The following is a 21,301-nucleotide window of genomic DNA, read 5'->3' on the forward strand; positions in this document are numbered from 1 at the left end:
AATATAGTAAATACAAACAAATTTAATCAGTAATCAAATATAGTTTAAAGGAAATTTAAGACATGCTGCACAGGGGTAAAAAGTCAATTTTTTACGATCGTTTATAAACCTATGTTCATTATTATGGGATGCATGATTAATTAACTTATAGTGTTTATCTTTGCGGCATCAAAATTAATGATTATGAATGAAGATAAAAATCTATGGATAGCTGCGGCAATTGTATTTTTTGTTTTGGGTTTAGAGTATTTATTTGCTAGGTCTAAAGGGAAAAGGATTTTTCGTTTTGAAAATACAATTTCAAATTTATTAATGGGTGTTTTTGATAGAATTGCGGGGATTTTTATGGTTCCCTTAATTTTTATGTATTATCAATTTTTATATGACCATGTTCGGATATTTTCAATTCCAAATACGATTGCATGGTTTTTATTTGCCGTATTAATGTCTGATTTCATTTGGTATTTTTATCATAAATCTGGACACCGCATAAATTTATTTTGGGGAGCGCATATCATACATCACCAAAGTGAAGATTATAATTATACGGTTGCTTTAAATCTAACTCCATTTCAAGTCTTTGTACGCGTACTTTTTTGGTCTTTAATGCCAATTATAGGGTTTACCCCAGAGATTGTTCTAGGAACACATTTGGTTATTGGCTTGTATCAGTTTTTATTACACACTACCTTAATTCCAAAATTAGGAATCGTGGAATATTTATTTGTAACTCCGTCTCATCACAGGGTGCATCACGGTAGTAATGAGGAGTACTTGGATAAAAATTATGGTGGAGTTTTGATTATTTGGGATCGAATTTTTGGAACCTTTGCGGAAGAGAAAAATGAAGTAGTATATGGGATTACCAAAGATATCAATTCAAGAGATTTTCTTACTTCGGTTTTTCATTATTATAAAAATTTAGGTTTTCAAATGAAACAATTACCGGCATTTAAGGATAAGATGTTGTTGTTGGTAAGTGGTCCGGATTGGGTTCCTTCTACAGGAGAGCTGGAGTTGATGCCTTTGTATATTGATAAAGGATCTTATGAGTATACTAATTTTTCAGCTTTAAAAAAGACCTACATTCTATTCAATACAATTGGTTTGTTTGCCGTGTTGATTTTGTTCGCCTATTTTTTAAGTCATCTATCTGTGGTTGATATGTTTGGTGTCGCCACGTTTATTATGTTAACTCTTGTGATTACGGGTAGATTGTTAGAGAATAATAAAAACTCCATTCTAGAGCTGATTCGTTTTGGTTTGGTTGTGTTTTGGATATATAATTTTATGGTATTAGGGTACTAATTAAAACCAAGGAAATAAAAAAAGCTCTGTAAGAAATTACAGAGCTTTTTTTATAATTTGAATCTAAATAATATTTTATTTATTTCGTTTTTTCTTCGTGATTTTTCTTTCCAAAGAAAGTAATAAAGCAGGTAAAAGTAAAAGATTAGATACCATAGCAAATAACAAAGTAATAGAAACTAAACCTCCAAGTGCTTTGGTTCCTCCGAAACTAGAAACTAAAAACACTAAAAAACCAAAGAATAAAACGATGGAAGTATAAAACATACTCACACCTGTTTCTCTAATCGCTTTGTATACTGACTTTCTTATTTTCCAATTACTAGCTACAAGCTCTTGTCGGTATTTAGCTAAAAAGTGTATAGTATCATCCACAGAAATACCGAAAGCAATACTAAAGACCAAGATGGTTGAAGGTTTGATTGGGATACCTAAATAACCCATTATTCCACCTGTAACCAAAAGGGGAAGTAAATTTGGGATCAAGGAGATAAAAATCATCCTAAGGGACTTAAACATATACCCCATAAAAATTGAAATCAATAAAATTGCTAACCCTAGGGAAACAATTAAGTTTTTAATAAGGTAATTGGTTCCTTTTAAAAACACCAAGGCTTTTCCGGTTAAGGTAACATTGTATTTTTTTGCATCAAATTCTTTGTCTAAAAACGCCTGAATATCTGTTTGAATTTGAGCCATTTGTTCGGTCCCAACATCTTGCATATAGGTAGTGATTCTTGCATATCGAGCTTTAGAATCTACATTGTTAATTAGTGAGCCAGCTCCAGAATCTTGATTGGAGTTGTTTATGTAATCTAACAAAAATGCCTTTTCTTGAGACGTTGGTAATTGATAGTATTTAGGATTTCCGTTGTAGAAAGCTTGTTTAGAGTATTTAACTAAATCAACGACTGAAGTAGCCCTTGAGAGTCCAGGTATTTCATCGATGAGCGTTGTTAATTTATCAATCTTTTTTAATGTTGATAATTTGAAAACTCCTTTGTCTTTTTTGGTGTCAATCATAATTTCAAGAGGCATGATACCACCAAACTCTTCTTCAAAAAATACGATATCCTTATAAAAAACTTCTGATTTTGGCATGTCATCTAAAAGACTTCCTGAAACTTTTATTTTATATACACCAATAATACTGGTAATGACTACAACAAAAGATACAACGTATATGGTGTTTTTTTTGTTTCTCACCATAAAAACCATCCAATCGACAATTCTTGAAATCCATTTTTGATCCAAATGTTTCAAGTGTTTTTTCTTAGGCAAAGGCATGAAACTATAAAGAGAAGGGATGATAAGAATCGAAAGCACAAAAATGGCCATGATATTTATCGAAGCAATGATTCCAAACTCTCTTAATAAAGAACTATTGGTAAAAATAAAAGTTGCAAATCCAGCTGCCGTAGTGATATTGGTCATTAAAGTAGCATTTCCTACTTTAGAAATAACACGGTGTAAAGATTTCGTTTTATTACTGTGTTTCTTAATCTCTTGTTGGTATTTATTGATAATAAATATTGCATTGGGAACACCAATTACAATAATCAAAGGTGGAATTAAAGCAGTTAGAACCGTTATTTCAAATCTGAATAGACCGATAAAACCAAAGGCCCAAATTACACCAATACTAACAACTAATAAAGTAATAAAAGTTGCTCTAAACGATCGGAAAAACAAAAAGAAAATCAATGCGGTAACCGCTAATGCAAGTCCTACAAATTTACCCATTTCTGACTTGATATTTTCAGAATTCATGGATCTTATGTAGGGCATTCCTGATACGTGAATATCAATATTTGTTTCTTTTTCAAACTGTGTAATAATCGGGTTGAAACGTTCAAAAATAAATTCTTTTCTAGCTTTGGTGTTGACTATTTCTTTGTCAATAAATAAAGCCGTTTGAATGGTCTGGGTTTCTTTATTAAAAAGTAAATTATCATAAAAAGGAAGGTCATTGAATAAATGTTTTTTCAATTTGTCTACCTTAATTTGTGTATCTAAATCATCAATAGATAATTCTTTAAGTTCAAAACTTTTTTTCTCTTTGTTTTTGACTAATTCTTTTAAATCTCCAATAGAAATCGAATATTCAATTTCTGGTAAGGAGTCTAATTTATTAGCGAGCTGATTCCATTTTAAAAATGTATCCGGTTTAAAAATTTGAGCATCTTTAACTCCTAAAACGATCAGGGTTCCCTCTTCTCCAAAAACTTCTAGAAATTGGTCGTATTTAATATTTTCTATATGATCTTTAGGTAGTAGATTGGCTTCTGTATATGAGAGTCTCATATACTTCATCTGACTAGCTAAAAGAGCCGTAATAATAGCTATTGTTATAAGGATTGCAATCTGTTGTTTTAGAACAAATCGTGAGGTTTTAGACCAAAATTTCATGAAAAATAATTTGTGTCAAATGTAAGCATTACAAATTACTTTCAAACCATATTAATTTGCCTTTAAAATGGCAACTAATTTCAGGAATTATACCGCTGAGAATTCTTTTTCAGGAAGTATTACAGTGATTTTAGTGCCTTTGTTTTCTTCTGATTCTATAATTAATTCGCCGTTGCAAATTTTTAAATATTGTAGTATTGTTTTAATACCAAGTCCGGTTCCCTTTTCTTTTTGAGTTCCAGGAGAAGAAAACCATTTTTTATCATTCGTTATCAATTCTATATTTTCTTTAGGAATGCCGATTCCTGAATCTTGGATCATCGTATGTATTTCTGATCCATTTTTTTTTAATTCAAGCGAAATTTTCCCACCGGAAGGAGTGAATTTTAGGGCATTGTGATAAAGGTTCCTAACGATAAATGAATAAATTTCTTTATCTGAGTAAAGCTCTTCTAGTTCTATGTTTTTTTGAATTGTTATCTTTTTTTCTTTTTGAATACTAGAGTAGGTCTCTAGAATAGAGTTAAAAGTTTTTTCTGTAGCAAAGGGTTCTATGGTTACTGGTGCTACATGAATTTGGTTTTTAGACCATCTTAATAAATCGTTCAAGAAAATCAATAAGTCATCGATTCTTCCGGAAATCGAATCCAATCGATCATGTATTTTTTCTTTTGAGCAAGTATCAACATCTTCATGAATGATCTCAATGAAGCCTTGAACTATGGATAGTGGACTTCTAACATCATGCGCGATAATCGAAATTAATTTATTATTAAGTTGGTTGAGCTCTTCTAGTTGTTTTTTTTGGCTGTATATTTTTTTGTGATATTTTGTAGTGAAAAGAGAGATGGGTAATGCGATTGGAATAGGAATGATGATTGCTTTGATAAGCCCGCAATAAAAATCTTCTTCCGGCATAAAATTGTACATAGTAAAAAATACAAGTACGGAAATAATGACGGAGGAGGCAACTATATTAAAAGGAGTGTAATAGTTTTCACGAATCAATTTCATTTTTTTTCTTGCAAATATACATAGGCCATATGCTTAAATTGTTGACATATGTTAATTTACACTTTCAGGAGCACAGGTGGCAGCATTTGTATTGATGTGTAATTGAGCGTCAGTTGGGGAAATGTATGGAATTCCTATTCCTAACCCCCTAAGAATAAATAAAATTCCAATAAGAACTACGAAGGACGGTATAGCTTTTTGGATTTTATTTCTGAATTTTACTGAAAATATCGATTTAAAATAGATTACAAAAGTCATTAATGGTATCGTACCAAGGCCATAAATAAACATATAAACAAAACCATCCTGTGGTGTTGCCATTGCGATGGCTCCAACAAGTGCCATATACACCATGCCACAAGGAAGGTATCCGTTTAAAAAGCCAATCATAAAAAGAGAAAAATAACTTTTGTTTTTAAGTCTTTTACCTAAACCTGACTTTATTTTTCCAATGAAGGAATAAATTGGTGTGGTAATTTGGAACTTTGCAACCAGTGAGGATGGAATCAAAATATAAAGAATCATGATGATTCCTATTAAAACTGAAAGTCTTTGTTGAAACCCTGATAAAAATAGCCCTTTACCAACAAAACCAAAAGCGAGACCTATGCTTCCGTATGCTATAATTCTACCCCAATGATATAAAAATATTTTGAGAATTCTAGGAAAGAAATTTTCATGATGCACTGGCAGAATCATGGCTATAGGTCCGCACATCCCAATGCAATGGAAACTTCCAAGAAGTCCTAGTATAAAGGCAGAGTAAAACATGATTTACATATTTAAACTGTGTTGGAATAGATACTCCTGGTCCTCAACATTCCAATCAATATGGATATTCCATCTTCCACCAATTAATAGATCCTTAGAAATAACTTGTGTTTGGTTGGACATATTGATAGGCAATCTAACGTCAAGTTTTTCATTAGAAGGGCGATATAAATAGATGGTTCCACTAATTTTTTCTTGTTCAATATTATCTGGGAAATGGATAAAAACTCCCTCATTAGATTTTGAAATATTAATATTCTGCTTTAATTTTTTAGCATTGTTTAATTTGTCAATTCTTTGCTGATATTCCAACTCATCTTTATAGTAATCTTTCGCTACTAAGTCATATTCATAAGTTGTATCTGTGGATGTTTTTATTACAAAATACAGTATAAAAGAAATAAATAATACAAAGGCTATTATGATGCCTGTTCCCCAATTAAATTTTTTCATGATCAATGCTTTTTACGTTATCTAAAACTTCTCGGTCCCATAAAATTGGTAGTAGTTGTTTCTATCAGCTTTCCGTTCGAAAATACACCAATTTTTAAATTTTCTTTGGAATCACTTAAATCTTTTCTATCAATTTCTATGAATAATGAACCACCGTAAAATTCTTGTTTTTCTATATCAAATTCTTCTGTTCCTATGAGTTTAATTGTTCCTTTATGTGAAATCAATTCAAAATGAACGTCTTCAATTTTTTGAGAAGTTTTATTGATTAGCTTGTAGGTATATACATTGCTAATAATATTATTTTCTTTGGTTTTGTATAATTCTCCTGGAAGTCTTAAAATAGTAGCTTCTACATCATTTCTCATAAATAACATAGTAATTAATACGGCAATTAGAATAGAGAGAACAACGGTATAGCCTTTCATTCTTAGGTTGAATTCAAATGGCTTTTTGTTTTCAATATTCTCTTCAGATTCGTATCGTATCAACCCTTTCGGAAGTCCTACTTTTTCCATCATGTGATCGCAGGCATCAATGCAAGCGGTACAATTGACACATTCCAATTGCGTTCCATTTCTAATATCAATACCTGTAGGACATACATGTACACATTGTTCACAATCAATACAATCTCCTTTTCCTGAAGTTTCCCTGTCTTCATTTTTTTTGAAAAGTGCTCTTCCTTTTTCCTTTTCTCCTCTTTTGTAATCGTACGCTACATTAATTGATTTATTATCTAAAAGAACTCCTTGTAATCTTCCATACGGACAAGCAATGATGCAGACTTGTTCTCTAAACCAAACAAATATAAAATAGAATACACCAGTAAAAATTAATAAAAGAGACAAACCTTTGATATGCTCTCTAGGAGGATCTGTTATGATAGAAATAAGTTCATCACTACCGATAAAATAAGCTAAGAATACGTTTGAAATGATAAAAGAGATTACAAAAAAGATAAACCATTTTAACAAACGTTTTCTGATTTTTGCGGCATCCCATTTTTGTTTGTCTAAACGAATTTGAGCACCTCGATCTCCGTCAATGGCATATTCTATTTTACGGAAAACCATTTCCATAAAAATAGTTTGCGGACAAATCCATCCACAAAAAATACGACCATAAACTACTGTAAATAAGATAATAAATACAATTCCAATAATCATGCTTATGACCATCAAATGAAAGTCTTGTGGCCAGAAAGGAACACCGAAAATATTGAATCTACGTTCTAAAACGTTAAACAAAAGGAATTGATTTCCGTTTATTTTTATAAATGGTGAAACCAATAAAACAATTAAAAGAAACCAACTTACATAAGTCCTATTTTTATAGAAGAATCCAGACGGCTTTTTGGGGTATACCCATTTGCGTCCCCCTTCTTCTGTCATAGTTCCTAGGGTGTCTCTAAAAGCTTCTTGTTTTTCATCCATACGTATCTAGCAGATTTGATTGTAAAAAAAATCGTTGGTGTTTTATGAGCACCAACGATTTAATTAATTTATTCTTCTGTCCATTTATCTCCTTCTGGTGCTTTGGCATTTTCTGGATTCGTACCCTGCAGGCTCAGAACATAATTGGCGAGTTGTTGTATTTTTTCAGGACTAAAGCTGTTTTTCCAGGCAATCATCCCTTTACCATCACGTCCTCCCTCAGAAATAGTATTGTATACGTTTTTAATACCACCTCCTAAGATCCAATACTCATCGGTTAGATTAGGACCAATAGAACCACGACCGTCAACCATATGACAAGCAGCACAGTTCTGTTTGAATAGTTTTTTTCCTTTGCTTAAAGCGCCAGCATCAGCACTAGCTTCCATATTACTTAAATCAATGGTTTTAACTGTTTTTTTATAAGCTTCAACCTCAGCTTTTGCTAGGGCAACTTGTTCAATATATTCTTCTTCGTTCGTTTGTCCCCCAAACACCTCATAATATCCTAAGTATACGGCAGCGAAAACAATGGTTGCATAGAACATGTACAACCACCATGGCGGTAAATCATTATCTAATTCTTTAATCCCATCATAATCGTGCTCTAAGATGATGTCATCTTCTTCACTAATAGGTTTGGTTTTTGACAAAGCTTGAATAAGTCCTTTCCAATCCTTGATCTCACTTGCTTCTTTTTTAGCTAAATAGGCTTCTTTCTCTGTTCCAGTAATATGATCTGTATAAAGATTTTCAGAAGCTTGTTTGATTTTCTCAATCACTACAAGAGCTAAAATTACTAGGAGGTAAAATACAGCAGTTGTTGGGTGTGAAAAACCTAATTCATCACCAGGTGTCATGAATTCAGTGATTGCAAAAACGACCAAGAATATAGAGAATATTCTAATAAAAGGCATGGGAAGTTTAGTTTTCATATAGGTTGTTTTTTGTATTATCTATAATGTCATTTTTAAAAGGAATCTGACTTACTTTATCGATGTATTCTTTTTTAGAGCTTACCACCCACCAGAAAAGGGCAGTGAAAAAAAGAAAGAATATTACTAGCGAAATAATAGGGTAGATAGCTATCCCTTCAATTTCTGTCATATGATATTTAATAAATTTTAGCATATCTATAAATTTATTTTTGTGAATCTTTAACTTTAATATCTGTACCTAAACGCTGTAAGTAAGCAATTAAGGCAACAATCTCTCGTTTGTGGATTGGTACAAACTCTTCTCCATCAGCTGCTGCTGCTTGTTTTTCTGCTTCATAGTTTTCTACAAAAGAAGGATCTTGATGCAGGTTTTTTTCTACTTGTAAAGCCTGTGTTTGTAACGTTTCTAAAGCATTTGAAACTTCTGTGTCAGAGTAAGGTACTCCTAAGGTAATCATGGCTTTCATTTTAGCCTGCGTATCTGATGTGTCTAGCGTATTTGCAGTTAACCATTGATATCTTGGCATGATAGATCCTGGTGATGTACTTTGCGGATCATACATATGATTGAAATGCCAGCTATCAGAATATTTCATTCCTTCTCTGTGCAAGTCTGGCCCGGTACGCTTAGAACCCCATAAGAAAGGGTGGTCATAAACAAATTCTCCGGCTTTAGAGTATTCACCATAACGCTCAACTTCAGATCTAAACGGTCGAACCATTTGAGAGTGACAACTAACACAACCTTCACGAATGTATAAGTCACGTCCTTCTAACTCCAAAGGAGTGTAAGGTTTTACACTTGTAATCGTAGGGATATTAGAGTCAATCATTAAAGTAGGGATGATCTGAATGGCTCCACCAATAAGAATAGTTACTGTGGCCAACAAAGTTAATTGTACAGGTTTTCTTTCCAGTACTTGGTGCCAACCTTCTCCTAATAATCTTCCTTTTCCAACTTTTTTCAATGCAGGTGCTTCTGCCAAGTCATCTTCAACAGCAGATCCTGATTGAATTGTTTTTACAATATTAAATAACATTACAAATGCCCCTGCGATGTACATAGATCCACCAATAGCACGCATCCAATACATTGGGATAATTTGGGTTACCGTTTCTAAGAAATTCCCATACATTAACGTCCCATCAGGATTGAATTGTTTCCACATAGAAGCTTGAACAAAACCTGCTACATACATTGGTAAGGCATAAAGAATAATACCTAAAGTCCCTATCCAAAAATGTGTGTTTGCTAATTTAGTAGAGAATAATGTTGTTTTAAACATTCTTGGAACCAACCAGTAAATCATACCAAAGGCTAAGAAACCATTCCAAGCTAAGGCACCAACATGTACATGGGCGATAATCCAATCTGTAAAGTGGGCAATTGCATTTACATTTTTTAAAGATAACATTGGTCCTTCAAAGGTTGCCATACCATATCCGGTAATGGCTACTACCATAAATTTTAAAACAGGATCCGTTCTTACTTTATCCCAAGCACCACGCAGTGTTAATAAACCGTTGATCATACCACCCCAAGATGGAGCAATTAACATAATTGAAAAAGCAACTCCTAAATTTTGTGCCCAATCAGGTAAAGCTGTATAAAGTAAATGGTGAGGTCCTGCCCAGATATAAATAAATATCAATGACCAGAAGTGAACAATAGATAATCTATAAGAGTAAACAGGTCTGTTTGCTGCTTTAGGAACAAAATAATACATCAAACCTAAAAAGGGAGTCGTAAGGAAAAACGCAACGGCATTATGTCCGTACCACCATTGTACTAAAGCGTCTTGTACTCCCGCATATACAGAGTAACTTTTCATGAAAGATACTGGTAGCTCAAAACTGTTGAATATGTGTAATACGGCTACAGTTACAAAAGTTCCTAAATAAAACCATATTGCTACGTACATATGACGCTCTCTACGTTTGATAATCGTTCCAATTAAATTGGCTCCAAAAGCTACCCAAACTAAGGCAATAGCTATATCTATAGGCCATTCTAATTCTGCATATTCTTTACTGGTAGTATAACCTAAAGGAAGTGTAATGGCTGCTGCGACAATAATCGCTTGCCATCCCCAAAAGTTCAGTTTACTTAAAAAATCACTCCACATTCTTGCTTTTAATAATCGTTGTGAGGAGTAATACACACCAGCATAAATTGCATTTCCAACAAAGGCAAAAATTACGGCGTTGGTATGTAAAGGTCTTAAACGACCGAAACTAAGCCAGGAAATACCGTTGGTAAGATTTGGAAATAGGAACATAAGAGCTAGAACTAGTCCAACTGTCATTCCAATAATCCCCCAAAAGATAGTGGCGTAGATGAAATTCTTGACAATTTTGTTGTCATAATAAAACTGTTGTACTTCCATGGATTTAGAATTTGTTAGTTGTTTTTAGAATTTGAATTTGTTTTGGTGGATTTTTTTGAAGGTTTGTCATCAAAAAGCATCCGGACGGAGGGTGTGTAAGAATCTTCATATTGCCCACTTTTAACAGCCTTTATAAAAGCTGTAAAGAAAATTAAGGCTACGATAAGACTGATAGTAATCAGTAAATAAATGATGCTCATACACACTATGATATTTAATGGACAAAAATATTATTGACAGGCATCACTAGAAATGATAATTGTCATGTTTGTGGTATTTGTGGGATAAAATAGAGCATAAATTTTATGATCTTTCTTTTCCATATTTAGCAAACCTTTCAAATATAAACATTTCTAGTTTGTTTTCAAAAGCAGTGGCCGTTTTAGATAGCTGACAATAAGATTGTTTTTAAGAATAATCTTTTGATAATGATTTGGAAATATAGTTGGTGGCTAGGGTAACAAATACAACTACCGATATAGAACTTAGAGGCATTAGTATTGCCGCTATCACAGGTGATAATTGTCCTGTTGTTGCAAAATACAAACCAACAATATTGTATAAGAAAGACAATACAAAACTTGCTTTTATAATTTTAATTGATTTTTTAGAAATCTTTAAAAATAGTGGAGCTTTGTGTAAAACACTTGCATCAATAATGGCATCACAAGCTGGTGAGAAAACATTTACATTTTCTGAAACCGCAATACCAACATTACTTTGCGCTAATGCTCCTGCATCATTTAAACCATCTCCAAACATAAGAATAGAATGATTTCGTTTTTGTTGTTCTTTGATGTAGGTTAATTTGTCTTCTGGTTTTTGATTAAAAACAAATTTCGTTTTCGAAGGCAGTTTTTCTGTGAGGTATTTTTTTTCACCTTCATTATCTCCTGATAAAAGGGTAAGCTTAAACTTTTTTTGAAGGTTTTGAAACATAGAAAACATACCTTTTCTATACTGATTTTTAAATGAAAACCTGCCTGTGTAATTGCCATTTATATTTATATGGACAGCTGTTTCCGTAAGGGTATCTTTTGAGGGAGCGTCGGTAAAATTTGACGATCCAATTTTGATAGAAATATTGTGAAAGGAACCGCTAATTCCTTTCCCAATAAATTCTTCATAATTTAAGTTGTCTTCCAAAGTGGTAATTGTAGTCATACTATCATATAAAGTTCTACTCAATGGATGATTGGAATTTCTTAAAATTGTTTTTATGGATTGCTCTTCTAGCGGAGATAAAGGAATACCATGATAATGTATTTCTTGCTTAGAGGCAGAGGTTATTGTTCCTGTTTTGTCAAAAATAAGTGAATCTATTTCTGCAAGACTTTCTATAACACTCGCATTTTTCAGATAAAACTTATGTGCTCCAAATATTCTTATGATATTTCCCAGGGTAAAAGGTGCGGATAATGCTAGTGCACAAGGACAAGCAATAATTAACACGGAACTAACCACATTTAAGGCAATACTGGTGCTGTAAAACGACCAGTACAAGCCAGCAACAAAAGCAATTGCTAGTATGATATAGGTGAAATATTGACTTATTTTATCAGTTATGTTTTTAAAATGTTCTTGTTTGTCTTTGTTGAAAACATCATTACTCCACAATTGGGTTAAATAACTTTGTGATACTGTTTTGATAGCTTCTATCTCTAGTACACTGTCTAATTGTTTCCCTCCTGCAAAAAGCTTATCACCTGATTTTTTATGAATAGGATTGGCTTCACCGGTTACAAAACTATAATCAATCATTCCGTTTCCTTTGATTATGATACCATCCACTGGAATTAATTCTTGGTTTCTAATCAATAAACGATCTCCTTTTTTTACATCATATATTTGAATGGCTTCTTCCGTTGTATCTGTAATTCTTGTTACCGCAATAGGAAAGTAAGAGGTATAATCTCTTTCAAAAGATAAAAAACTATAGGTTCTTTGTTGGAAAAACTTTCCAAGAAGTAAAAAGAAAACAAGTCCCGTCATACTATCAAAGTATCCTTGACCAATATCGTAAAGAATTTCTATGACACTTCTAATAAATAAAACAAAAATTCCTAAAGAGATAGGGACATCAATATTAAGTATTTTGTGTTTGAGACCTTTGATGGCGGAACTGAAATAATCTCTTGCAGAATAAAACAAAACTGGCAATGCCATAAAAAACATAATCCATCTAAAGAACGATTTGTATTGGTTGAGCCAAAATTCGTCAACTTCAAAATATTCTGGAAAGGATAAGAACATGATGTTTCCAAAAGCAAAACCAGCAACACCTAGCTTGTAAATAAGAGATTTGTCAGTTGTTTTATTTTTTTCTCTTTCTGCGCTTTCCAAACTGATATATGGTTCGTAACCAATAGAACTCAAAAGCAGCACAATTTCTTTTAATGAAATGATGTTTTTATCAAAAACTATTCTAACGGTTTTCTTAGGGAAGTTAACCTGCGAAGATTGAATTTTTGAATTTATTTTATGTAAATTTTCTAAAACCCATATACATGAACTGCAATGGATGTACGGTATGTTTAGCGTTGCAATAGAGGTGGTCTCAGTATCAAACTCAAGAAGTTTAGATACAATTTTTTCATTTTCTAGGTAATCGTATTTACCTTCTATTTTTTCTGGAATTTTACCCGGTGTTTCTTCAAAATCATAATAAGAAGTTAGTTCGTTTTCATTTAGAATTTGAAATACTGTTTTACAACCGTTGCAGCAAAAATTTTTCTCTTCAAAAATTAAAGCGGTGCTAACGGAACAGTCATTTCCACAATGATAACAATTTGTTTTTCCTTGCATGATATATGTTAGAAATTAATAAAGAAACTTCTATATTTTGAAAAAAGTTCTGACTCAAAATTGAGTATGTAACCGTTTCATGAGTGTTTCAAATTTATGACAAAAATCATAAGAAACAGATAACTTCTAAATGATAATTATCATAATTAATGATTATCTTTGTTAGGAAATTTGCAGGTATTATGGGGAATTGTCATCAATGTATTGTTAAGGAGTTTAACTCATTAAAAGCTTTGTCTACAGAGGAGCTAAAATGTGTGTCTAGTCATAAAAATGAAATGAGCTTTAAGAAAGGTGATGTCATTTTTAAAGAGGGAATGATGCTGAATGGTGTGTACTGTATCAAAGAAGGTAAATGTAAACTAACAAAGTTGAGCCCTAATGGAAAAGAGCAAATCGTTAAGTTTATAAAAAATGGGGATATGCTTGGTTATAGATCTGTTTTAGGGGAAGAGCCCGTGAATTTATCTGTCGTTGCTTTAGAAGATATGGAAGCCTGTTTTATTCCTAAAAAAGACATTTTTGATTCTATTCAACAAAATAAAGATTTTTCTAAAGACATGTTTAAAGTAGTGTGTCATGATTTAAAAGATGCAAATGCTACGATTGCAAATATGGCTCAGAAAACAGTAAGAGAACGTTTAGCTGACACTCTTTTGTTTTTGGATGAAACTTTTGGGGAAGATGAAGATGGAAACATCAATATAAAACTTTCTAGAGAAGAAATAGCAAATGTGATTGGTACTGCTACTGAATCTGCGATTAGGTTATTGTCTGATCTAAAAAAGGAAAATATCATATCCTTAACAGGTAAGAAAATTAAAATAGTAAATACCCCAGCTCTAAAGAAAATTGGAAACGGTTTTTAATTATCTTATTTCTTCAATTTTGGCATTTACGGTATAACTTAACCCAAACATCAATGCAACATTGTGATAGGTTGTTGAGGTATTGTTATTGATATCTCCAAGAAGTCTGTTTGCTTGGCTTATTGTAGCCATATTTACAATTTGAGAATCATTTTTAGATAAGCCCAAACCATAATTGAATCCTAAGGAAATTTTAAAGTTTTTTGTTGTTGTCATTAATCCAGTACTTAGGTGGTATATATCCCAAAAAGCCATGTTGGGAACATAGTCCTTGGTTCTGTTTAATTGAGTATCGTCAAAGTGGTTAAAATCTGTTCTAAAACTTAGTAAAAAGTTTAAATCATTTTGAAGTTTATGATCAATAGATATCCCGAAATTTAAAATTTGTTTGCTCGCCATAAAAGGAACTGCATAGGTTGGATCATCACTAAATGATTCTGAAAAATCTTCACTGTTTTGTTTTCTTGAAATCATTCTATAGGAGTTCACTTTAGAAAAGAAACCGACCATGGTGTTGATTTTAGTTTTGTTAAATTGATATTCTAATCCGAGATCAAAAATCCAAGGAGTATTATAAACGCCAGCATAGTTTATATGACTGTTGGCATTATTGGTGATTTTATCAGCAGTGTCAGGAAGTATTTCAGTAGAGCGACGATTGGACTGATTATTTAAAAGTCCTAAGCTTAAATTAGGAGTTGTTATTGTTGCCCCAATTTTAATCGGAGAGAGATCTATGTTGATACCCGGTTTGAAAACAAAGCCGATGCTTCGGAAACTAAAATCTTGCAAGTGATTTACCATGGCAAACTTTGTGGCTGGGATCGGGTTACTAGCGTTGTTTTCTCTTACAGTTGCATTATAAGAATTGATATAATCTTGGATTTTGATCACAACATTCGTTGCCAGTCCTATACCTGTTTTTGGGGTAAGTTGATAAGCAACTGTACCATTAATCCAGTTTTCAGTGGCTCGATTTTGGTATCGTAATTCACCATGAAAAATATCGTTGTTAGAAGTTGAGCTTAAATAATTTCCTTGTGTTTCATGTCTTATATTAAAAGAGAGGTTTGAAATATTTTTTGTGAATACACCAAAGCCATAAACAATTTTTGGATTGCTTTTACTTTGAGTAGAATAACCTATTAATGAAGGTGAAACATCAAGAGAAATCGTTTGTATTGGAATGTCATCTCCAGCTCCATTCTGAATGTTAAAGGCGTCTAAAGTGATTAAATCGGCTTGAGCTTCTATGGCTTGCCCTTTGAAAAAGGCAAGAGCTCCTGGATTGTAAAAGATGGCGCTATTAGAGGAAACATCTGCAACAACAATTCCACCTTTTAAAAAAGAGGAAGCACCATAATTATTGGACCAGTAATTTGTTTCTTGCCCTTTTATAGTGTCAATGCTAAAGAGAAATATTAGAATGAGTACTGTAGGAAATAATTTAGTTTTATTACAAAGCAAAGTAAAAATCATCATTTCAAATAATATTTCTTGTGTTTCTCTTTTATACTGCTATATGTGTATTTGCTACAGTAGGATTTGTTTGATACAAAATACTAAATAGATTTTAAAAGAGGTGTTTTTTTGATTTTTGTATTAAAAAAAACTCCCATAAAAGTAATTTATAGGAGTTTTAAATTTGAATTTATTTTTACTGTTAAGCAGAATTTCTACTTGCATTCGTATTTCCGAAAAGAGATCTAGTAATAATTTTTTCAAATGTTTCTAATCTTTCTTTGTCAGAGATACCTTCTTTATGCATGTCTTGAACAGCTTTTAATGCGTATTGTTGGATTGTTAACAATGGCAATACAATAGAATCACGGACAGCAATAGATGCTTTTCCATCAGGATAATTTTCCATCAATTCAGTATGTCCAGTTAATTTTAATAACAAACGTTTTGTTAAAAGATATTCGTCGTGAATAATGTTCCAGAATGCTCCAAATTCTTCATCTTTTGCCATGTATGAAGTCAATTCAAAGAACGACTTGCTAAGTGACATAACACTGTTTTCTAACAAAGTTTTGAAGAAGTTTGAATGATTGTAGAAGTTTTGAACTTTGTCAAACTCTCCTGCATCTTCATATTTCTTTAAAGCAGTTCCTACACCGTAGAATCCTGGTACATTTTGTTTTAATTGAGACCAACTTCCAACAAATGGGATGGCTCTTAAATCACCAAAGTCCAAAGCAGTAGATTTAGATCTTTTAGAAGGTCTAGATCCAATATTTGCTTTTCCGTAGTATTTTAAAGTACTCATGCGTTCCAAGTACGGAATAAACATTGGGTGTTCTTTAAAATCAACATAAGCCTTATAACTAGTTTCCGCTAGGTCAATCATAACTTCTCTGTCGTGATCTTTCATTTCACCATTTTTAGGATCATTGAAGATAGCGTTTGTAATACCAGCACCTAAAAGTTGCTCCATATTGTACTGAGAAGAATCTAAATTACCAAAGTTAGAACTAATTGTTTGACCTTGGATTGTCAGTTGTATTTCTTGATTCTCAATTTTTGGTCCTAATGACGCATAGAATTTAGAAGTTTTTCCACCACCACGAGCAGGAGGTCCTCCACGTCCGTCAAAGAAAATAACTTTAATTCCGAATTCTCTAGATACCTGACTAAGTTCTTCTTTAGCTTTATAAATACCCCAGTTTGCCATTAAGTATCCACCATCTTTAGTACCGTCAGAGAAACCTAACATGATGTTTTGTTTGTTACCTCTTTTTTCAACATGTGCACGATATTCTGGAATATTGTACAATTGTCTCATAACCTGAGGAGCTATTTCTAAATCGTCAATAGTTTCAAATAAAGGAGCAACATCAACATCTAAACCATCTTCAAAACCAGATAAGTTTAACATTGCAAATGTTTCCATTACGTTCAATGCTGTTTGGTTGTTACTAATAATATATCTGTTAGCACCTCTAGATCCATTTTCTTTTTGAATGGTTCTAATAGCTTGCATAGAACTTAATGTTCTTTGAGCCATTTCTTCGCTAATATCTTCTGGGTTGATATAACCTTTAACTTTGGCTAAAACCTCAATCTGCTCATCAGGAGTAAGTTCTAGATAGTTTTCTGGGAAAATATCAGCACCTTTTTCTTGAATCTCTTTAACAATGTTTGTGAATACATCATGGTGTACACGGCTATCCTGGCGAATATCCATTGTTGCAAAGTGGTATCCAAATATTTTTACCTTATTGATAAAAGTATCAACCTCTTCAATAAACAATCCGTTGTACTGATCTTTGATTGTTTTTTTGATGTTTTGTAGTTTTTCTAAAAGAGCTTCTTGAGAAATTCTGATAGGAGCATCTTCAGAAATACAACTGTCATATAATCTAGTTTCAATATCGCTTATTACATCATGTACACCTTCAAAAGATAATCTTCTTTTGATTTCTCTTGCATCACGGTAATAGTTTTTCAATACTGCTTGACGTAATTTTCTAGCAACTTTAAGAGTTGTTTCTGTTGTAACAAAAGGATTTCCATCTCTATCACCACAAGGCCAGAAACCTAGGTTTATTACATCATTATCAATTGACTTTCCATCAAAAATATGAGTTTGAATGTAGTCGTAAATTTTTCCTATTGATTGGTAGAATACATTTTCTAAATACCAAATTAAGCTGATTGCCTCATCATAAGGAGTTGGTTTCTTTTGAGTAAAGAAGGTTGTTTTTCCTAATTGAGATAAAAGCTTTTTAATAAATGGTAAATCACCCGCTTTGATAGCTTCTTGTAAATCTGTTAAGATAGTCAATACTGTACCAGGGTAAAATTGAGTTGGATGCGCTGTAAGAACCAAGCGAGTTTTAAAGTCTTCTAAAAATTTTTGAAGGTCTTTTTTTACACGCTTAGAAGTAGCTTCTTCTTTGATGTTTCTTAAGGTTCCAATCCCATTCATGTTATTTACATCTGCAAAAGCAGAATCTTCAATGGCATCAAATAATACTACTTGACGCTCAATGTATTGAATGAACTTGAAAATGAAAGAGATTCTTTCTTCTTCAGAACTGTCTGATTTATAAGCATCGAAAAATCCTGTAACTATTTCTGTTGGTGTTTTTCCTTCTTTAAATCCTTCTACACATGTTTCGTTGAATAACGGAAGTAGTGTTCCTGTTTTACTAACCTCGTCAAATGGCAACGTCATAAATACACTGTTGTATACTTGATATTTTGCGAGGACATTATTATTAAATCTTGATAATTTCGTCTGTTTCGACATAGTTGAATAATTTTTGCGCAAGATACAAAACACTGTTTAAAATCCCTTTTTTATTCAAAGATTTAAACAAATAGTAACGAATGGAGTAAAAAAACAACAATTTTTATGCAAAATGATTGTTTTCTAAAAAGAATATATGTTATTCGGCGTAATACAGTAATTTAAAGCAATGTCTGTTGGAAGTGTTTCTTGGATTTGCTCAAGTGGTTCAAAAAATGAGAGTCCTATTTTTATGCAATTGGTATCTTTTAAAAAACGATCGTAGAACCCTTTTCCGTATCCAACTCTATTTCCTTTTTCATCATAAGCTAAAAGAGGTACAAAAACAACGTCAATTTTGTTTGTAGGCACTTCTATTCCGTCTAAAGGTTCAGGAATATTGTATTTGTTTTTTTTAATTCTTGTGTTTTCAGTTAACAGATAGTTGGTCAGGGTACCGTTAGCAAAATTAGATTTAGCAATAACAACCTCTTTATCCTTAGCGAATAGAATATTTAAAATATGTTCTGTATTTATTTCCTTTTGTTCTTTAATGCTAAGAAAAAGATGAAAATATAGATTTTGATCCCAAAAACCGTCTAATTTTAATTTTAGTAATTGATTTGCAATGGCAATACTTTTATCTTCTAATTCTTGCATAGAGAAATCCGCTCTTTTCTTTTTATAAAGCGCTCTAATTTCATTTTTTAACATGGAAATAAATTTTAGACAAATAAAAGAAAATTAAGTAGAATGTTTCTGAAAAAGCTAGTTCTATTTTTGATGATCTATTTCTTGATTCATCAAGATTTACTTAATTTTGTTCTATGCTGGAAGCCTTAAAATTACAAATAAAAACATTACCTAATTCACCTGGGGTTTATCAGTATTATGATAAAGAGGATCAATTGCTGTACGTGGGTAAAGCGATAGATCTTAAAAAGAGGGTGTCATCATACTTTAATAAAACGCAAGAAAACGGTAAAACAAGAGTGTTGGTTTCTAAAATTAGAAGCGTTAAACATATTGTAGTCTCTACCGAGACAGATGCGCTATTGTTAGAGAATAATCTGATAAAAAAATATCAGCCTAGGTACAATGTAATGCTTAAGGATGATAAAACTTACCCATGGATTTGTATTAAAAAAGAGCGTTTTCCAAGGGTGTTTTTGACTCGTAAAGTAATAAGAGATGGATCTGAGTATTTTGGACCTTATACCTCAGTAAAAACAGCGAAAGCCTTGCTTGATTTAATTCAAGAGTTATTTCAATTGAGAAGTTGTAACTTCGATTTGAGTGAAGATAATGTGAATACAGGCAAATATAAGGTGTGTTTGGATTATCATATTGGCAATTGCAAAGGTCCATGTGAAGGTTATCAATCGGAACAAGATTACAATAATAACATAAAGGCCATTAGAAATCTTATCAAGGGGAATTTTAAAACCTCTTTGGAAACATTTCAAAAAATTATGATTGAGTTCGCTGAGAAAATGGAATTTGAAGAGGCTCAAAAAATAAAAGATAAATTAGATCTACTGGTCAATTATCAGTCTAGGTCAACGGTAGTAAATCCTTCTATAAATAATGTAGACGTGTTTTCCATTATTTCTGATGAAAGTTTTGGTTATGTAAACTTTTTTAAAATAGCCAATGGAAGTATTATTCAATCACATACTACAGAGATTAAAAAGAAACTGGATGAAACCGATAAAGAGCTGCTAGAATTATCGATTATTGAAATTAGACAGCGATTTAGTTCGGTGTCCAAAGAGATATACGTTCCTTTTGAAGTGGATTTGGGAGAGGATTTAAAAGTAACGATTCCTAAATTAGGTGATAAAAAAAGAATCGTAGAGTTGTCTCAGCGCAATGCAAAGTACTATCGTCAAGAAAGGTTCAAACAGATCAAAATAGTTGATCCAGATCGTCATGTAAAAAGAATCATGGCGCAAATGAAAAAAGATTTGCGACTTAGTGTGGAACCAAGACATATTGAGTGTTTTGATAACTCAAATATTCAAGGAACAAATCCTGTAGCAGCTTGTGTTGTATTTAAGGATGGTAAACCGAGTAAAAAGGATTATAGAAATTTTAATATTAAAACGGTAGAAGGTCCAGATGATTTTGCTTCTATGGAAGAGGTTGTTTTTCGTCGTTATAAAAGATTGGTAGAAGAAGATAGTCCGTTGCCTCAATTAATAGTGATTGATGGAGGGAAGGGACAGTTGTCATCAGCCTTAAAAAGTTTGGAGGTTCTTGGTTTAAGAGGAAAAATAGCTATTATTGGTATTGCAAAGCGATTGGAAGAAATTTATTATCCAGGAGATCCTGTACCTATGTATTTAGATAAAACTTCTGAAACTCTAAAAATAGTACAGTTTTTAAGAAATGAAGCACATCGATTTGGAATAACACATCATAGGAATAAAAGAAGTAAAGGGGCCATACAATCTGAATTGGAGCAGTTAGATGGAATTGGTAAACAAACTGTAGAAACGTTATTACAATATTATAAATCTGTAAAAAGAGTAAAAGAAGCTAGTTTGGAAAGCTTATCTTCGGTAATTGGTCCATCAAAAGCGAAAAAAGTAAAAGAGGGCTTGTTAAAGAAACTTAAATCATAAAAATTGCAATGAAAATAATAATCACATTCTTTTTCCTGTTGTTTGGTTTT

The 21,301-nt window shown here is 32.3% G+C and carries 16 protein-coding genes; 3 read left to right on the plus strand and 13 right to left on the minus strand.

The window, feature by feature from the left end:
• The first annotated feature begins 183 nt into the window (after positions 1-183).
• Positions 184-1,308 carry a sterol desaturase family protein gene (locus AC2DZ0_RS13705; protein WP_484642425.1) on the plus strand — a complete coding sequence of 375 codons (1,125 nt, stop codon included), beginning with the start codon at positions 184-186 and terminating at the stop codon, positions 1,306-1,308.
• 75 nt (positions 1,309-1,383) lie between these two features.
• Here the strand turns inward: AC2DZ0_RS13705 and AC2DZ0_RS13710 are convergent, their stop codons facing one another.
• From AC2DZ0_RS13710 to AC2DZ0_RS13755, 10 genes are all read right to left on the minus strand, one after another.
• Positions 1,384-3,717, minus strand: a complete 2,334-nt coding sequence (locus AC2DZ0_RS13710; protein WP_484642427.1) for an efflux RND transporter permease subunit — start codon at positions 3,715-3,717, stop codon at positions 1,384-1,386.
• An 87-nt stretch (positions 3,718-3,804) separates the two neighbouring features.
• The gene (locus AC2DZ0_RS13715) at positions 3,805-4,731 is read right to left on the minus strand and encodes a sensor histidine kinase (RefSeq protein ID WP_484642429.1); all 927 of its coding nucleotides are present in this window, start codon (positions 4,729-4,731) and stop codon (positions 3,805-3,807) included.
• A 51-nt stretch (positions 4,732-4,782) separates the two neighbouring features.
• On the minus strand, positions 4,783-5,502 hold the full coding sequence (locus tag AC2DZ0_RS13720) for a sulfite exporter TauE/SafE family protein (protein WP_484642431.1): 720 nt from the start codon (positions 5,500-5,502) through the stop codon (positions 4,783-4,785).
• A 3-nt stretch (positions 5,503-5,505) separates the two neighbouring features.
• Positions 5,506-5,955, minus strand: coding sequence for a FixH family protein (locus tag AC2DZ0_RS13725; protein ID WP_484642433.1), 450 nt, complete (start codon positions 5,953-5,955; stop codon positions 5,506-5,508).
• Positions 5,956-5,972: 17 nt separating this feature from the next.
• Positions 5,973-7,391: a cytochrome c oxidase accessory protein CcoG gene (gene ccoG / locus AC2DZ0_RS13730; protein WP_484642435.1), complete on the minus strand. Its 1,419-nt coding sequence runs from the start codon at positions 7,389-7,391 to the stop codon at positions 5,973-5,975.
• Between the two features lie 68 nt (positions 7,392-7,459).
• A complete protein-coding gene (locus AC2DZ0_RS13735) occupies positions 7,460-8,326 on the minus strand; it encodes a cbb3-type cytochrome c oxidase N-terminal domain-containing protein (protein WP_484642437.1) in 867 nt (288 codons plus the stop codon).
• Positions 8,316-8,522 (minus strand): CcoQ/FixQ family Cbb3-type cytochrome c oxidase assembly chaperone, encoded by a 207-nt coding sequence (locus AC2DZ0_RS13740; protein ID WP_484490626.1) that lies wholly within the window; start codon positions 8,520-8,522, stop codon positions 8,316-8,318. The genes AC2DZ0_RS13735 and AC2DZ0_RS13740 overlap by 11 nt, the downstream gene beginning before the upstream one ends.
• A gap of 10 nt (positions 8,523-8,532) precedes the next feature.
• Entirely contained in the window at positions 8,533-10,716 is a 2,184-nt protein-coding gene (gene ccoN, locus AC2DZ0_RS13745; RefSeq protein WP_484490627.1) for a cytochrome-c oxidase, cbb3-type subunit I, read from the minus strand.
• A gap of 14 nt (positions 10,717-10,730) precedes the next feature.
• Positions 10,731-10,916, minus strand: coding sequence for a cbb3-type cytochrome oxidase assembly protein CcoS (ccoS, locus tag AC2DZ0_RS13750; protein WP_484490628.1), 186 nt, complete (start codon positions 10,914-10,916; stop codon positions 10,731-10,733).
• A 208-nt stretch (positions 10,917-11,124) separates the two neighbouring features.
• Positions 11,125-13,521, minus strand: a complete 2,397-nt coding sequence (locus tag AC2DZ0_RS13755) for a heavy metal translocating P-type ATPase (RefSeq protein WP_484642439.1) — start codon at positions 13,519-13,521, stop codon at positions 11,125-11,127.
• Between the two features lie 149 nt (positions 13,522-13,670).
• Between AC2DZ0_RS13755 and AC2DZ0_RS13760 the strand changes: the two genes are divergently transcribed.
• Positions 13,671-14,390 (plus strand): Crp/Fnr family transcriptional regulator, encoded by a 720-nt coding sequence (locus AC2DZ0_RS13760; RefSeq protein WP_484642441.1) that lies wholly within the window; start codon positions 13,671-13,673, stop codon positions 14,388-14,390.
• On the opposite strand, the gene AC2DZ0_RS13765 is transcribed toward AC2DZ0_RS13760, so the two are convergent.
• The 3 genes from AC2DZ0_RS13765 to AC2DZ0_RS13775 all read right to left on the minus strand — a co-directional run bounded on the left by AC2DZ0_RS13765 (position 14,391) and on the right by AC2DZ0_RS13775 (position 19,338).
• Positions 14,391-15,872, minus strand: coding sequence for a hypothetical protein (locus AC2DZ0_RS13765; RefSeq protein WP_484642443.1), 1,482 nt, complete (start codon positions 15,870-15,872; stop codon positions 14,391-14,393). It lies immediately after the preceding gene.
• A gap of 181 nt (positions 15,873-16,053) precedes the next feature.
• Positions 16,054-18,645: a phosphoenolpyruvate carboxylase gene (locus AC2DZ0_RS13770; RefSeq protein WP_484490632.1), complete on the minus strand. Its 2,592-nt coding sequence runs from the start codon at positions 18,643-18,645 to the stop codon at positions 16,054-16,056.
• Positions 18,646-18,768: 123 nt separating this feature from the next.
• A complete protein-coding gene (locus AC2DZ0_RS13775; RefSeq protein ID WP_484642445.1) occupies positions 18,769-19,338 on the minus strand; it encodes a 5-formyltetrahydrofolate cyclo-ligase in 570 nt (189 codons plus the stop codon).
• A 113-nt stretch (positions 19,339-19,451) separates the two neighbouring features.
• On the opposite strand from AC2DZ0_RS13775, the gene uvrC reads away from it, so the two are divergent.
• Entirely contained in the window at positions 19,452-21,251 is a 1,800-nt protein-coding gene (gene uvrC, locus AC2DZ0_RS13780; protein ID WP_484642447.1) for an excinuclease ABC subunit UvrC, read from the plus strand.
• The last annotated feature ends 50 nt before the right edge of the window (positions 21,252-21,301 follow it).

Source organism: Flavicella sp. IMCC45668 (genome assembly GCF_057219105.1).